This window comes from Paraburkholderia sp. USG1 (assembly GCF_031570135.1).
Taxonomy (GTDB): Bacteria; Pseudomonadota; Gammaproteobacteria; order Burkholderiales; family Burkholderiaceae; genus Paraburkholderia; species Paraburkholderia dioscoreae.
In genome coordinates, this window is record NZ_JAMWXW010000022.1 from 55,180 (window position 1) to 68,557 (window position 13,378).

The following is a 13,378-nucleotide window of genomic DNA, read 5'->3' on the forward strand; positions in this document are numbered from 1 at the left end:
GTTGATTCCCCGGGCCGAGATATGAACGAGCGACGACCCACGACACCGCCGGGCCCTGTTGCGGCGGTGTGTGGATCATCGGTCTCGCCAGGCCAGAGGCTGCGGCTGCCATGGCCGTACAGGCCAAGTCTGTTGACAGGCGCCCCCGCGAACCACACGTGCGACGCACCCGATGACAGCGGTGCGGACGTGCCGCGAGGCGGCTACTCCCCAATGAGGGACGGAGTATAACAGGCGTGGCCGCGCCTGATAATGGATTGCGTCAGCCGCACGCGCCGTTGCATTGCCCGGACTGTGGATTTGACGCGGGCTATGCGCCGGCCATTTGGAAACCAGGGCGAAGACGGAGCCGAAACTAGCCAATCTGAAACACTTTTTAAGAAAGTTAAATGAAAGTATGGGCGGATGACGACGAAATGCTTGTATGTCCGTATCGACTGCAAGCCCCGCCGCCAGTGGTTTTGCGTTTGTGCGTGTAGCGGGAAATCGCGTCGGAGGTGCGAGTGACGGCTTTTTCGCCGAACGTCGCATGAGAGATACGGATACAGATGGATACGTCTTTTGTGGCTGATTTATCCCAGAATATTCAGTATGATTCCCGGCGACCACAGGGAGCCCGAGGCAATTCTCCAGACAAACTGGCGAGGGTGCCTAAATAATCGGGGCCAAGTGCCGTTAATTGGCTGAACCCTATATAAGATAAGAAGATTGGATCGACCCCGGCTGGAGATTGCCGGTCCGCGCGGCGCGTACACGCTGTGACGGTGCCGTATTCCGTCAGGCGCTTCAGCCTCCTCGCTTCTACGCGCGAACACCGATATGCCCGATCTGCACTGGACCATTCCGGTCGCTCGCTGGTCTAGCTGGCCTGCTGCCGCATCTGCCGCCTCCGATATTGGCTTCATCGAGCCGATCGTGCGGCGTCGTCTGAGCACTCTGTCGCGAGTGGCGCTCAAGGTTGCGCACGATTGTGTCGCCGCGGACGCGGCGCGGGTCGTGTTCGCTTCGCGCCACGGGGAACTGCGGCGCACCACGGATATCTTGCGTGCCATCAGCGCGGGCGAGCCGGTGTCGCCGACCGCCTTCAGCCTGTCCGTGCTCAATGCGATGACCGGCGTGTTCGGCATTGCGCGCGGCGACCGGTCGGCGGCGAGCGCGATTTCCGCCGGCGCCGAAACGCTCGGCTACGCGCTGCTGGAAGCGCACGCGCAATATGCCACGCAGCAGGATTCGCCGTTGCTGCTGGTCTACGCCGACGAACCGGCCGACGCCGCGTACGGCACGATCGAAGACGAAGTGCCGGGTGGCGCGATCGCGATCCTGCTCGATAGCGAAACGGCGACGGCCGAACTGGTGTGCATGGTCTGCCGCGCGGGTGCGCGGGAGCCCGCGTCGGCGCATGAAGCCAGCGCGAACCAGCCCGCCGGCGGGCACCGCGCCGGCTTGCCCAGCTTCTTCGCGACCCAGAGCCAGGCGCTGCAGCACTGCCTGGAGACCGGGCTGCCCGCCGCCTGGCAAGGTGCCGACGCCAGTTGGCATTGGAGTTGGCATGACCGCGCGGCTTGATTATTGCTGGCGATTCTGCGCGACCGGCATGGCCTTCGTGGTTTTCGGCGTGTGCGGCATGCTGTTTTCGGTGGTGGTGTTTCCGCTTGCGTGGGTGTGGCCGCACCGCGCATCGCGACAGTTCGCGGTGACGAGCGTGATCCACTGGTTTTTCCGCGCGCTGGTCGCGGTGTTGCAGCGCGTCGGCGTGATGGAACTCGAAGTGTCGGGCATGCGCGCATTGCGCGCGGACGGCCCGGCGATCGTGGTTGCCAACCACCCGACCTATCTCGACGTGATGGTGCTGCTGTCGCTCACGCCGCATGCCTGTTGCGTGGTGAAAAACGCGCACTGGAGCAACCCGTGTTTCTGGGGCATCGTGCGCTCGGCGGAATACGTCAGCAATGCCGACCCGGCGGAGCTCGTCGAGGCCGGCGCGAAGCAACTGGCGGCGGGCTATACGATGATCATTTTTCCGGAAGGCTCGCGCAGCCCCGCGCCGAACCGGCTGCATGCTTTTTCGCGCGGTTTCGCGCACATGGCGCTGAAAGCCGGCGCACCGATCGTCCCGGTGCTGATGGATTGCGATCCGCCCGCCTTCACCAAGCAGATGCGCTGGTACGACGTGCCGGCGCGCGCGTTCAGAATCCGCGTGAACGTGCTCGAACCGCTCGGCGTCGACCAGCTCGCGGCCCATGACACTCCACCGGCTCTTGCGGCGCGCAGCGTGACGAGCGCCGTCGAAGCACACATTACTCAGCACCTGTTCGATTATGGATTCTTTAAAACTGGAAATTAAACAGCTTCTGATCGAAGCGCTCGATCTGGAAGACCTGAGCCCGGCCGATATCGACGACGATGCACCGTTGTTCGACACCGACGGCATCGGTCTCGATTCGATCGACGCGCTCGAAATCGGCATCGTGCTGCGCAAACAATACCAACTGACCCTTGCGGCGAACGACGAGCGCACGCGCGAACACTTCCGCTCGATCAACACGCTCGCGGCGCTGGTGGCGAGCCAGCGCGAAGCGGTGCACGCTGTGAACGAAACAACCAGAAAAGGGGAATAAATCGTGTCCGAGGCAGAGATTCTGGAGCGCATCCGCGCCATCTTCAAAGAGAACTTCGCGATCGAGCCCGAGCGTGTCACGCCCGAAGCGCATCTGTTCGAAGACCTCGATCTCGACAGCATCGACGCCGTCGACCTCGCGATCAAACTGCAGGAAATGACCGGACGCCGCATCAAGCCGGAAGAGTTCAAGTCGGTGCGCACTGTCGGCGACGTGATCGGGGCGGTCGAATCCCTGCTGGCGGCACAAGGCTGATGTGCGCCGCACGCTCGCGAACGCAAGCGGCGCCGCAGCAGGCCGCCGATGCCTCGCCCGGCACCGGGCGTCGCCTGGGCAAAACCGTCGTGCAGGTGCTGCTGAAGCTCGCGTACCCCGCGCTGATCCTGTGCGCGTGGCGCTGGGACACGCCGCGCTATGTGGGCTGCATGCTGTTCGCGATCCTGTGGCTGCAGCGCTGGGCCGGCAGCGGCCCGGTCGCGACCTCGCTGCGGCGGCTCTCCACGATCGACTGGACCGTGGCTGGCTTGCTGAGCTGTGCGTCGGCGGCCATCGTGCTCACCAATAGCGAACTGCTGTTGCGTCTTTATCCGTCGCTCGTCAATCTGGGTTTGCTGATCGCATTCGGCGCGACGCTCGTGCGCGGGCCGTCCATGATCGAAAAATTCGCACGCCTCGGCAATCCCGACCTGGCGCCGGGCGCGGTGCGCCATACGCGGCGCGTGACCCAGGTGTGGTGTGGATTCTTCGCGCTGAACGGCGTGTTTTCCGCTTATACGGCGCTGTACTGGAGCCGTGCGAGCTGGTCGCTCTATAACGGAGCGATCGCCTATGGGCTGATCGGCGTGCTGCTGGCGGCCGAGGTCGTCTGGCGTTACCTGGTCGTGCTGCCGCGCGCCGCGCGTTCGGAGGCGGCCTAATGATCGCGTTGCATGATCTGTTGTCGGCGGTTCATGAGAGCGCCGCGCTGCGGGCGCCCGTTTGCCGGGATGGCGCCATGGTGCTCGATCGCGCGGCGTTTCGCGCGCGCGTCGCCGCTTTGATCGCGCTCGTGCAGACGCAGGCCGCGCAACGCTACGCACTCTGTATCGACGATCCGTTCGATTTCGCCTGCGCGCTCTTCGCGTTGCTCGCGTGCGGCAAGGAGCCGGTGATTCCGGCCAATGCGACGCCGGGCTATCTGGCCGATCTCGCGGATGCTTACGAAGCGGTGTTGACCGATGCGGATTTGCCGCCGTTCGAGCTTGCTGCTGGAGCCAACGTCAGCGTCAACGCCGAAGCTGAAGTCAACGCAGTAACCCATGCCGATACCGGCTTCAACACGCGCGTCGACGTCAACGCAGCAGCGGCAGGCAACGCCGGAGCCGACGCCGGCACCAGAAACGCCGAGGCGGCCCCGGCGCACACGTCGAGCGCCGCTTATACGATCGACCCCAACGCCCCGCTCACGCTTTACACATCCGGCAGCAGCGGCCGCCCCAAGCCGATCCGCAAGACACTCGCGCAATTCAACGCCGAAGTGCACACGCTGGAAAAACAGTGGGGCGCGCTGGTCGGCGACGCGACCGTGCTCGCGAGCGTGCCGCATCACCACATCTACGGTTTGCTGTTTCGCGTGTTGTGGCCGCTTGCCGCCGGCCGTGCCTTCGACCGTGCGGTCAGCATCGAGCCGTTGCATCTGCAAGCGCAGATCGAACATTGCGGCGCGGCGGTGATCGTTTCGACGCCCGCGCAACTGTCGCGCTGGCCCGCGTTGCCCGGCTTTGCCGACCTGACGCCGGCGCCGCTCGCGTTCTTTTCGTCGGGCGGCCCGTTGGCGCCTGAAGCCGCGCAGGAATACGCCGCCGCCTATGGCGCGGCGCCGCTCGAAATTTACGGCAGCACGGAAACCGGCGGCATTGCGTGGCGGCGCCAGGATCAGACCGACGCCTGGCAACCGGTGAGCGGAATCGACGTGCGCCGCGACGAAGACGGCGCGCTCAACGTCCGCTCGCCACACCTCGATCACACGGGCTGGCATCGCACCGACGACAAGATCGCTTTCGACGCCGACGGCCGTTTCCGCCTGCAAGGCCGGCTCGACCGCGTGCTCAAGCTCGACGGCAAACGCGTGTCGTTGCCGGAACTGGAAGCGCGCCTCGCGCTGCATCCGTATGTCGCGCAAGCGGCGATCGTGCCGCTGGCCGGCGCCTCGCGCGAGCGCGTCGGCGCCGTCGTGGCGCTGACCGAAGCGGGCGGCGCAGCATTGCGCGACGAAGGCCGCGTGGCGCTCGCGAAAATATTGCGCCGGCATCTCGCCGAATATTTCGACGTCGTGGTGCTGCCGCGCCATTGGCGTTTTCGCGTCACGCTGCCGTTCGACGCGCGCGGCAAACTGCCGGTGGCCACCGTGGCGGCCGCCTTCGAACCGCGCAGCGAAGGTGTCGAAGTGCTGGCCGAAGCGCGCAGCGGCGATACGCTGCATTACGAGTTGCGCGTGCCGCCCGCGCTCGTGCATTTCGCCGGCCATTTTCCCGGCCTGCCGATTCTGCCCGGCGTCGTTCAGATCGACTGGGCGATGCGCCTCGCCGCCGACCACTTGCCGGCCGTGCGCGCGCTGGCGTCGATCGATCGTTTGAAGTTCATGGCGCCGGTGCCGCCGGGCGCCGTGCTCAAGCTCACGCTCGCTCACGACGCGGCTCGCCGGCGCGTGCAGTTCGCGTACCGTGTGAACGGCCGTGATTGCGCGTCCGGCGTGATCGTCTACGGGGCGCCGGCGTGAAGACCTTCTCCCCATGCATCGTCATTCCGATCTACAACCATAAGGACGCGATCGGCGCGACCATTGCTCATCTCGCGGTTCACGGCCTGCCGTTTTTTATCGTCGACGACGGCAGCGACGAGGCCACCCAGCAGGTGCTCGCCGCGCTCGCGCAGCAGTACGTGGGGCAGCTCACGCTGCTGCGCCTGCCGCTCAACGGCGGCAAAGGCGCGGCGGTGATGGCGGGGCTGCGCGCCGCGCGCAAGGCGGGCTACACGCACGCCTTGCAGATCGACGCCGACGGCCAGCACGACGCCACCGACGTACCGCGTTTCATCGAAGCCGCGCGCGCCGAACCGGGCGCGGTGATTCTCGGCCGCCCGGTCTACGACGAGAGCGTGCCGAAAGCGCGTCTCTACGGCCGCTATCTGACGCATGTGTGGGTATGGATCGAAACGCTTTCGTTGACGATCCGCGATTCGATGTGCGGCTTTCGCCTCTATCCGCTGGCGCTGGCCTGCAGTCTGATCGACAGCGTGCGACTGCCCACCCGCATGGACTTCGACATCGAGATCCTCGTGCGTCTGTACTGGCGGCGCGCCGCGTTCCGCTCGATTCCGACACGCGTCACCTATGCGACCGACGGCGTCTCGCATTTCGACGTGCTGTGGGACAACGTGCGCATCAGCCGCAGTCATACGCGGCTCGTGTTCGGCATGCTGTGGCGTCTGCCCATGCTGCTCGCGCATAAGGTGATGCCGCGCCGCACCGAGTCCGCAGAGGGATACAGCGAACGGAACGAACAGGACTGGTGGCGTATCGCCGAACGCGGCAGCCACCTGGGCATGTCGCTGCTCGCGCTCAGTTGCAAGCTGTTCGGCCGGCGCTTCGCCGCGCTCTGGCTGCATCCGATCGTCGCGTATTTTCTGCTGACCGGCCGCGCCGCGCGCGAGGCCTCCGGCAACTATTTCAGACATCTCGGCGAAGCCGCGCCGCAAGGCGGTACGCCGCGTCCGGGCTGGCTGTCCGCGTACCGCCATATGCTGGCGTTCGCGCAATCGGGCTTCGACAAGCTCGCGGCCTGGTCGGGCCGCGTCAACAATGCCGACGTCAAGTTCGAAGATCCTTCGGCATTCGAAGCATTGGTAGCGAGCGGCAAGGGCGCGCTCGTGATCGGCGCGCATCTCGGCAATCTGGAGATGACCCGCGCGCTCGCCGCTCAGGGCGCTTACGCGAAGGTCACGGCCGTCGTCTATACAGACCACGCGCGCCGCTTCAATAGCGTGCTGGCTTCGGCCAATAGCGAGTTCGCGCGGCATCTGCTGGAAGTGCGCGACTTCGGACCCGAGACCGCGATGATGATGCAGGAGCGCGTCGACGCCGGCGAGTTGCTGGTGATCGTCGGCGACCGCGTGCCCGCACACGAAGCAGGCCGCACGACTGAAGCACGATTTCTCGGCTCCACCGCGCCGTTCGCGCAAGGCCCGTATGTGCTCGCGCATGCATTGGGCTGCCCGGTCTATCTGTTCTTCTGCCTGAAAGAGCGCGACGGCTACCGTCTTTATTTCGAACCGTTCGCGGAGCGCATCGAACTGCCGCGCCGCGAACGCGCGCAGCATCTCGCCGCGTGGGCGCAACGTTATGCCGTGCGTCTCGAACACTATTGCCGCAAGGCACCTTATCAATGGTTCAACTTCTTCGATTTCTGGGCCAGCCCCAAGCGAGGCGCGAATGGCCGAACATGATCTGATCGATGTGCCGGATGCGGGCGCAAATGTGAACACGACAGCAGTCGTAATAGGCGGGCGCAAGCTCACGATCGAAGAGGTCGTCGCGATTGCGCAGCACCGCGCGCCGGTCGCCTTGAGCGCCGATCCGGCGTGGCGCGCGCGCATCCAGCGCGGCGCGGATTTTCTGCGCCGGCATCTGGCCGCGGGCGCGACCGTGTACGGCGTCAACACCGGTTACGGCGACGCCTGCGTGGTCGACGTGCCGATGGAACTGGTCGAAGCATTGCCGCTGCAACTCACGCGCTATCACGGCTGCGGCATGGGCCAGTATCTCGACGAGGCGCAGACGCTCGCGGTGATCGCCGCGCGGCTCAACTCGCTCGCATACGGTTTTTCCGGCGTGCGTCCGGTGTTGCTCGAACGTCTGGCCGATCTGGTCAATCATCGCGTGTTGCCGTGCGTTCCGTCGGAAGGCTCGGTCGGTGCGAGCGGCGATCTCACGCCGCTTTCGTATGTGGCCGCCGCGCTCGCGGGTGAGCGCGACGTGATGTTCAAAGGGCGCCTGCGCGATGTGCGTGAAGTGTGGACCGAACTCGGTCAAACGCCGCTTACGCTCGCGCCGAAAGAAGGGCTCGCGCTGATGAACGGCACCGCCGTGATGACGGGTCTCGCCTGTCTCGCGTTTGCGCGCGCCGATCATCTCACGCGGCTCACCGCGCGCCTGACGGCGCTGTGCACGGTCGCGCTCGACGGCCGTGCCGCACATTTCGACGCGATGCTGTTCGAAGTGAAGCCGCACGCCGGTCAGGCCGAAGCGGCGGCATGGATCCGTGACGACCTGGCCGGGCGCGACGACACGCCGGGCCACCGTCTGCAGGACCGATATTCGATTCGCTGCTCGCCGCATGTGATCGGCGTGGCGCGCGACGCGCTTTCGTGGGTGCGCCGCGACGTCGAGAACGAACTGAACAGCGCGAACGACAACCCGCTGATCGATCCGGACAACGAACGCGTGCTGCACGGCGGCAACTTCTACGGCGGTCATATCGCTTTCGCGATGGACTCGCTGAAGGTCGCGATCGCCAATCTCGCCGATCTGATGGACCGGCAACTGGCGCTCCTCGTCGACGTCAATTTCAATAACGGCTTGCCGCGCAATCTGTCGGGCGCCACGTCCGCGCGCGCCGCGATCAATCACGGTTTCAAGGCGGTGCAGATTTCGTCGTCCGCATGGACCGCCGAAGCATTGAAGAACACCATGCCCGCCAGTGTTTTCTCGCGCTCCACCGAGGCGCACAACCAGGACAAGGTCAGCATGGGCACGATCGCCGCGCGCGACTGCCTGCGCGTGCTGGAACTGACCGAACAGGTGGCGGCAGCGCATACGCTCGCAACCGTGCAAGCTGCCCGTCTGCGATTGAAGATCGATAGTGGAACGCCGGTTCCCGCGCCGCTGCGAACGTTCATGGAGAGCGTGGGCGCGCAGTCGCCATTCGTCGACGAAGACCGCGCGCTCGAACACGAACTGCGCGCACTGACCGCCCGCATTGCCGCGTGCGATCTACTGCAAGACTATCGCGGAGGACCGGACGCATGACAGGTTCCCGCAAAGTGCTGAGCGCGAGCGCGACGGTGGAAGTGCCGTTCCACGACGTCGACGCGATGAACGTGTGCTGGCATGGGCACTATCTGAAGTACTTCGAGATTGGCCGCGCGGCGCTGCTGCGCGCTTTCGACTACGACTATCGCGAGATGCAGGCTTCCGGCTACTTGTGGCCGATCGTGGAAGCGCATCTGAAATACGTGCGGCCGGCTACCTACGGTCAGCAGATCGAAGTACGCACGCAACTGATCGAACACGAAAACCGCCTGAAAATAGGCTATGAAATCGTCGATTGCGCGTCCGGCACGCGCCTGACCAAGGGCTATACGATCCAGGTCGCGGTCGATGCCGCCACCCAGGAGTTGCAGTTCGTCTCGCCGCCGGTCGTGTTCGACAAGCTGGAGCGCGTATGGGGACGGTGAATTTGCGCGCGGTGATCGTGAGCACATTGAGCGCGCTGAGTGTGGCGAGTGTGCTCGCCGCGGCAGTCGTATGGACGCAGGCTGCGTCGGCGGTGTCGACGAAAGAAGCCGCGCCCGGCAACCCCGCACTCGTCTCGCAGATCGCCGCGCATCTCGCGCAGGCGCGGGGCGTGCGCGCGCAATTCACGCAGACGCAAACGCTGGCTGCGATGAAGCAGCCGCTCGTCAGTACCGGCTCGCTGTTGTTCTTCCGCGAGCGCGGCGTGATCTGGCAGATCGACAAGCCATACAAAGCCACCTACGTAATCACCGACGCAGGCGTGGTTGAAGTCGATGCGAACGGCCAGCGCGTCGCGGCTCACAGCGCACAGGGCACGCGCGGCGTCGCACAAGTCTCGAAGATGATGCGTGCGATGCTCGGCGGCGATCTGTCGGCGCTGTACTCGCAATTCGACGTGGAAGCCCAGGGTAACGCCGCGCAATGGCGCATGCAGCTCACGCCGAATCAGCCGCAGATCGCGCAGTCGATCAAAGGTCTGGCGATGAGCGGCGGCGACTATCTGCAGAGCCTGCGCATCACGTTGGCAAATGGCGACGTCACCCAACTCGACTTCACGAAGAGCGCGGCCGTGACCGAACTCAGTGCGACTGAGCGCGGCCTGCTCGGGGCGCCGTAATGGAGATGCTGCAACAGCGGTCGCCGAAACAGGTATGGGGCGTGCGCGCCGCGTGGCTGCTGCTCGCGCTCGTGGCGGCACTGTATTGCGGCTGGCGTTTCGCCGGACCGTCGCCGCTGCAAACTAATCTGCTCGCGCTATTACCCGCGACCGAGGCCGACCCCGTCGCCGAACAGGCCGTGGATACGCTGGCGAGCGCGCTTGGCGACCGCACGGTTTTTCTGGTCACGAGCAACGACGACGCGCACGCGAAGGCGGCCGCGAAACAGCTGGGTGCGTCGCTGCAAAAGAGCGGCGCGTTCGGTTCGGTGACGGCGGAATTGCCGCCGTTCGATCTCTCGCAAATCGCGGCGCTGTACATGCCGTACCGCTTCGGCCTGCTGGCGCCGGCGGACCGCACGGCATTGGCCAGTGGCGCGGCGGGCAGCACGTTGCACGACACGCTCGCGCAGCGCCTCTACAGCCCACTGCGCGGCGGACTCACCACGCCGCTCGCCGACGATCCGTTCGGCTGGCTCGAACACTGGCTCGGCGGCCTGCCGCTTGCCACCTCGAATCTCGAACTCGAAGACAACATGCTGGTTTCGCATCACGGCGCCGCCACCAGCGTGCTGATCGTCGCGACGCTGCCGGGTTCGGCGTACGAAACGAAAACGCAGCACGCCGTCCTGGCGGCGCTCGCTCAGGGCGAAAGCGCCTTGAAGCAGTCGTTCCCCGACGTTTCGGTGGCGCGAACAGGTGCCGTGTTTTACGCGGAAGCGGCGCGCAGCGCGTCGGAACATGAAGTGCATCTGATCGGCATTGCATCGCTGTGCGGTATCGCGCTGCTGATGATGTGGGTGTTCCGCTCGCCGCGTCTGCTATTGCTCGGCTTCGTATCGACCGCGCTCGGCATAGTTTGCGCGCTCGCGGTGACGATGCTGATTTTCGGCAAGCTGCATCTGTTGACGCTCGTGTTCGGCGCAAGCCTGATCGGCGAAGCGGTCGACTATTCGATTCAGTACTTCGTGGTGTATCTCGGCGCGCAGCGTGACTGGGACGCACGGCGCGGCGCGCGCGCCGTGCGTCCCGCGCTGAGCGTGGCGCTCGCGACGAGTCTGCTCGGCTACGCAATCCTCACGTGGGTGCCGTTTCCCGCGCTCAAGCAGATTGCCTGCTTCGCGATTGCAGGGATCACGACGGCGTTCGCGTCCGTGTTGTGGCTGCTGCCCGCGTTGCTCACGCGCGCGCCTAAACGCAGCCCGCAGCGCGTGTTTGCAGGCGCGGCGCGCGTGCTGGCGGTGTGGCATCGCACGATCGGCGGCAAGCGGGCGTGGTTCGTCGCGGCGTTGCTGTTGTTGCTGGCGATTCCCGGCTGGCTGCGTCTGACCAGCGACGACGATATCCATCTGCTGATCCAGCGCGATCCTGCGCTCGTCGCGCAGGAAGACAAGGTGCGCGCGGCGGTCGGCGTGGATAACAGCGCGCAGTTTTTCGTCGTGCGCGGCGAGACGCCCGAACTCGTGCTGCAACGCGCCGAAGCGTTGGGCACGAAGCTGGATGCATTGAACGGGACCGCGAACAAGGTCGGCAGTTATCAGTCGGTTGCGCAATTCGTGCCGTCGGCGAAACAGCAGAATGAAGACCGCGCGTTGCTCGCGCAACACGTGTTCGACGACCGTGCCGCGTTGCGCGCCACGCTACTGCAAGCCGGCTTCAAGGACGAAGTCGCCGACGCCTGGCTTGCCGCGTACGCGAAACCGCAAGCACCGCTGACGGTCGATACGTGGCTCGCGGCGCCGTGGTCGCAACCGTACAAACACCTTTGGCTCGGCGAAGTCGATGCAGCCACGAAAGCCTATGCCGCGGTCGTCATTCCGCAAGGCGTGACGCTGCGGAACGAACCCGCATTGATCGCGTTGGCGGAAGGCTTGCCCGGCGTCGTGTTCGTCGACAAGGCAGCCAGCGTGTCGAAACTGTTCGGCGCGTATCGCGTGGATAGCGGCTGGTGGCTCGGCGGCGCGCTGGCCCTCGTGCTCGTTCTGCTGATGCTGCGTTACCGCATGCGTGGCGGCGTCGCCGTGGCTTTGCCGGTGCTGCTTGCCGTGGGCGTCACGCTCGCCGTATTCGGCTACGCGCACGTGCCGCTCAATCTGTTCAACTGGCTCGCGCTCATGCTCGTGCTCGGCGTAGGCGCAAACTATGCCGTATTCCTGCGCGAAGGCTGCCTGCGCGCGGACGCCGACCTCGGCGCGGTGTGGACGGGCGTGTTGTTGTCGGCGGCCACCACGTTGTTGTCGTTCGGCATGCTCGGCATGAGCGCCATGCCCGCGCTGAAAAGTTTTGGCGCGACGCTCGCGCTCGGCATCGCGGTCTCGGTGCTGCTCGCGCCGATCGGCATGCCATCGGAATCAAGGGGGGCCGCATGAAGGCGCCATCAGTTTATTTGCACGCGCTCGGCATGATCAACGCGCTCGGCGGCGACCTCGAAAGCATTGTCCCGGCGCTTGCCGCCGGTCGTTCGCCGGGTATGGCGAACGCGCATACGGGGATCGGCGAGGCGTTCGTCGGCAGCGTGCTCGCGCCGCTGGAGCTGGCGCCGCGCGCCGAACTCGCTCGCTACGACTGCCGCAATAACCGCTTGCTGCTCGCCGCGCTGGCGCAGATCGCGCCTGCTGTGGAAGCGGCGCGCGAGCGCTACGGCGCGCATCGCGTCGGTGTGGTGCTCGGCACCAGCACGTCGGGCATCGAGGCCGCCGAAGCCGCGTTCGTCTATCAGGCGCAGGCCGGCGATCTTCCCGCGAACTTCAACTACCGGCAGATGGAAATCGGCACAGCCGCGCCGTTCGCCGCCGCCGTGCTCGGCCTGCACGGTCCGGCGTTCACCATTTCGACCGCGTGCACGTCGAGCGCGAAAGCCTTTGCGTCGGCACGCCGGCTGTTGCAGTTGCAACTGTGCGATGCGGTCGTGGTGGGTGGTGTCGATTCGCTGTGCGAGCTGACGGTGCAGGGTTTTGCGTCGCTCGAATCGACTAGCAACGTGCGCAGCAACCCGATGAGCCGCAATCGTTGCGGGATCAATGTCGGCGAAGGCGCGGCCGTGTTCCTCATGAGCCGCGACGAGGCGGCGGTGCGCGTCGCGGGCGTGGGCGAATCGAGCGATGCGTATCACATTTCCTCGCCGGACCCGCAGGGCGTGGGCGGTGAACTCGCGCTGCGCGCGGCGCTCGCGGATGCGGGTGTCGAATCGTCGGCGATCGGCTATGTGAATCTGCACGCTACCGCGACGCGCAAGAACGACGCGATGGAGGCCAGCCTGATGTCGCGCGTCTTTCCCGGCGGCGTGGCGACGAGCGGCACCAAGCCGTTGACCGGCCACCAGCTCGGCGCGGCGGGCGCCACCGAACTCGGCTTCGCCTGGCTGACGCTGGGGCGCGACAACGTGCCGTTGCCGCGTCATCTGTGGGACGGTGAAGCCGATCCGGCGTTGCCGCCGCTGGATCTCGTGGAAAGCGAGCGGTTTTTGCCGCAAGATGGCGCGCAGTACGCAATGAGCAATTCATTTGCTTTCGGCGGCAGCAATGTCAGCCTGATTCTTGCCCGATGAGCCAT

At 65.6% G+C, this 13,378-nt stretch carries 12 protein-coding genes and 1 riboswitch; all 12 genes read left to right on the forward strand.

The genetic code is table 11. The annotated features are described in order from the left end of the window. Positions 1-4: 4 nt before the first annotated feature. Positions 5-224, reverse strand: a riboswitch (yybP-ykoY riboswitch). A gap of 595 nt (positions 225-819) precedes the next feature. Genes NE850_RS26225 through NE850_RS26280 form a run of 12 tightly spaced genes read left to right on the forward strand, consistent with a single transcriptional unit; the run spans position 820 to position 13,373 of the window. Then, the gene (locus NE850_RS26225) at positions 820-1,566 is read left to right on the forward strand and encodes a beta-ketoacyl synthase chain length factor (protein ID WP_007180824.1); all 747 of its coding nucleotides are present in this window, start codon (positions 820-822) and stop codon (positions 1,564-1,566) included. Further along, the gene (locus tag NE850_RS26230; protein WP_007180825.1) at positions 1,550-2,344 is read left to right on the forward strand and encodes a 1-acyl-sn-glycerol-3-phosphate acyltransferase; all 795 of its coding nucleotides are present in this window, start codon (positions 1,550-1,552) and stop codon (positions 2,342-2,344) included. Before NE850_RS26225 ends, NE850_RS26230 begins: the two co-directional genes overlap by 17 nt. Then, entirely contained in the window at positions 2,319-2,618 is a 300-nt protein-coding gene (locus tag NE850_RS26235) for a phosphopantetheine-binding protein (protein WP_007180826.1), read from the forward strand. Before NE850_RS26230 ends, NE850_RS26235 begins: the two co-directional genes overlap by 26 nt. Positions 2,619-2,621: 3 nt before the next feature. Continuing rightward, positions 2,622-2,873 carry an acyl carrier protein gene (locus tag NE850_RS26240; protein ID WP_007180827.1) on the forward strand — a complete coding sequence of 84 codons (252 nt, stop codon included), beginning with the start codon at positions 2,622-2,624 and terminating at the stop codon, positions 2,871-2,873. After that, positions 2,873-3,535 (forward strand): hypothetical protein, encoded by a 663-nt coding sequence (locus NE850_RS26245; protein ID WP_007180828.1) that lies wholly within the window; start codon positions 2,873-2,875, stop codon positions 3,533-3,535. Before NE850_RS26240 ends, NE850_RS26245 begins: the two co-directional genes overlap by 1 nt. Further along, entirely contained in the window at positions 3,535-5,376 is a 1,842-nt protein-coding gene (locus NE850_RS26250; protein WP_165186823.1) for an AMP-binding protein, read from the forward strand. Before NE850_RS26245 ends, NE850_RS26250 begins: the two co-directional genes overlap by 1 nt. Further along, the gene (locus NE850_RS26255) at positions 5,373-7,100 is read left to right on the forward strand and encodes a glycosyltransferase (protein ID WP_007180830.1); all 1,728 of its coding nucleotides are present in this window, start codon (positions 5,373-5,375) and stop codon (positions 7,098-7,100) included. The genes NE850_RS26250 and NE850_RS26255 overlap by 4 nt, the downstream gene beginning before the upstream one ends. Further along, positions 7,087-8,682 carry a histidine ammonia-lyase gene (gene hutH / locus NE850_RS26260; RefSeq protein ID WP_007180831.1) on the forward strand — a complete coding sequence of 532 codons (1,596 nt, stop codon included), beginning with the start codon at positions 7,087-7,089 and terminating at the stop codon, positions 8,680-8,682. Before NE850_RS26255 ends, hutH begins: the two co-directional genes overlap by 14 nt. Continuing rightward, positions 8,679-9,110, forward strand: a complete 432-nt coding sequence (locus tag NE850_RS26265) for a thioesterase family protein (protein ID WP_007180832.1) — start codon at positions 8,679-8,681, stop codon at positions 9,108-9,110. The genes hutH and NE850_RS26265 overlap by 4 nt, the downstream gene beginning before the upstream one ends. After that, positions 9,098-9,787, forward strand: a complete 690-nt coding sequence (locus tag NE850_RS26270; RefSeq protein WP_007180833.1) for an outer membrane lipoprotein carrier protein LolA — start codon at positions 9,098-9,100, stop codon at positions 9,785-9,787. The genes NE850_RS26265 and NE850_RS26270 overlap by 13 nt, the downstream gene beginning before the upstream one ends. After that, the gene (locus NE850_RS26275) at positions 9,787-12,195 is read left to right on the forward strand and encodes an MMPL family transporter (protein ID WP_165186820.1); all 2,409 of its coding nucleotides are present in this window, start codon (positions 9,787-9,789) and stop codon (positions 12,193-12,195) included. Before NE850_RS26270 ends, NE850_RS26275 begins: the two co-directional genes overlap by 1 nt. After that, positions 12,192-13,373: a beta-ketoacyl-[acyl-carrier-protein] synthase family protein gene (locus NE850_RS26280; protein WP_007180835.1), complete on the forward strand. Its 1,182-nt coding sequence runs from the start codon at positions 12,192-12,194 to the stop codon at positions 13,371-13,373. The genes NE850_RS26275 and NE850_RS26280 overlap by 4 nt, the downstream gene beginning before the upstream one ends. The last annotated feature ends 5 nt before the right edge of the window (positions 13,374-13,378 follow it).

Excerpts from the sequence above, each read along its gene's own strand:
- NE850_RS26225 (WP_007180824.1), top strand. The coding sequence starts at position 820 with ATGCCCGATCTGCACTGGACCATTCCGGTCGCTCGCTGGTCTAGCTGG.
- NE850_RS26230 (WP_007180825.1), top strand. The coding sequence starts at position 1,550 with ATGACCGCGCGGCTTGATTATTGCTGGCGATTCTGCGCGACCGGCATG.
- NE850_RS26235 (WP_007180826.1), top strand. The coding sequence starts at position 2,319 with ATGGATTCTTTAAAACTGGAAATTAAACAGCTTCTGATCGAAGCGCTC.
- NE850_RS26245 (WP_007180828.1), top strand. The coding sequence starts at position 2,873 with ATGTGCGCCGCACGCTCGCGAACGCAAGCGGCGCCGCAGCAGGCCGCC.
- NE850_RS26250 (WP_165186823.1), top strand. The coding sequence starts at position 3,535 with ATGATCGCGTTGCATGATCTGTTGTCGGCGGTTCATGAGAGCGCCGCG.
- hutH (WP_007180831.1), top strand. The coding sequence starts at position 7,087 with ATGGCCGAACATGATCTGATCGATGTGCCGGATGCGGGCGCAAATGTG.
- NE850_RS26265 (WP_007180832.1), top strand. The coding sequence starts at position 8,679 with ATGACAGGTTCCCGCAAAGTGCTGAGCGCGAGCGCGACGGTGGAAGTG.
- NE850_RS26270 (WP_007180833.1), top strand. The coding sequence starts at position 9,098 with ATGGGGACGGTGAATTTGCGCGCGGTGATCGTGAGCACATTGAGCGCG.
- NE850_RS26275 (WP_165186820.1), top strand. The coding sequence starts at position 9,787 with ATGGAGATGCTGCAACAGCGGTCGCCGAAACAGGTATGGGGCGTGCGC.
- NE850_RS26280 (WP_007180835.1), top strand. The coding sequence starts at position 12,192 with ATGAAGGCGCCATCAGTTTATTTGCACGCGCTCGGCATGATCAACGCG.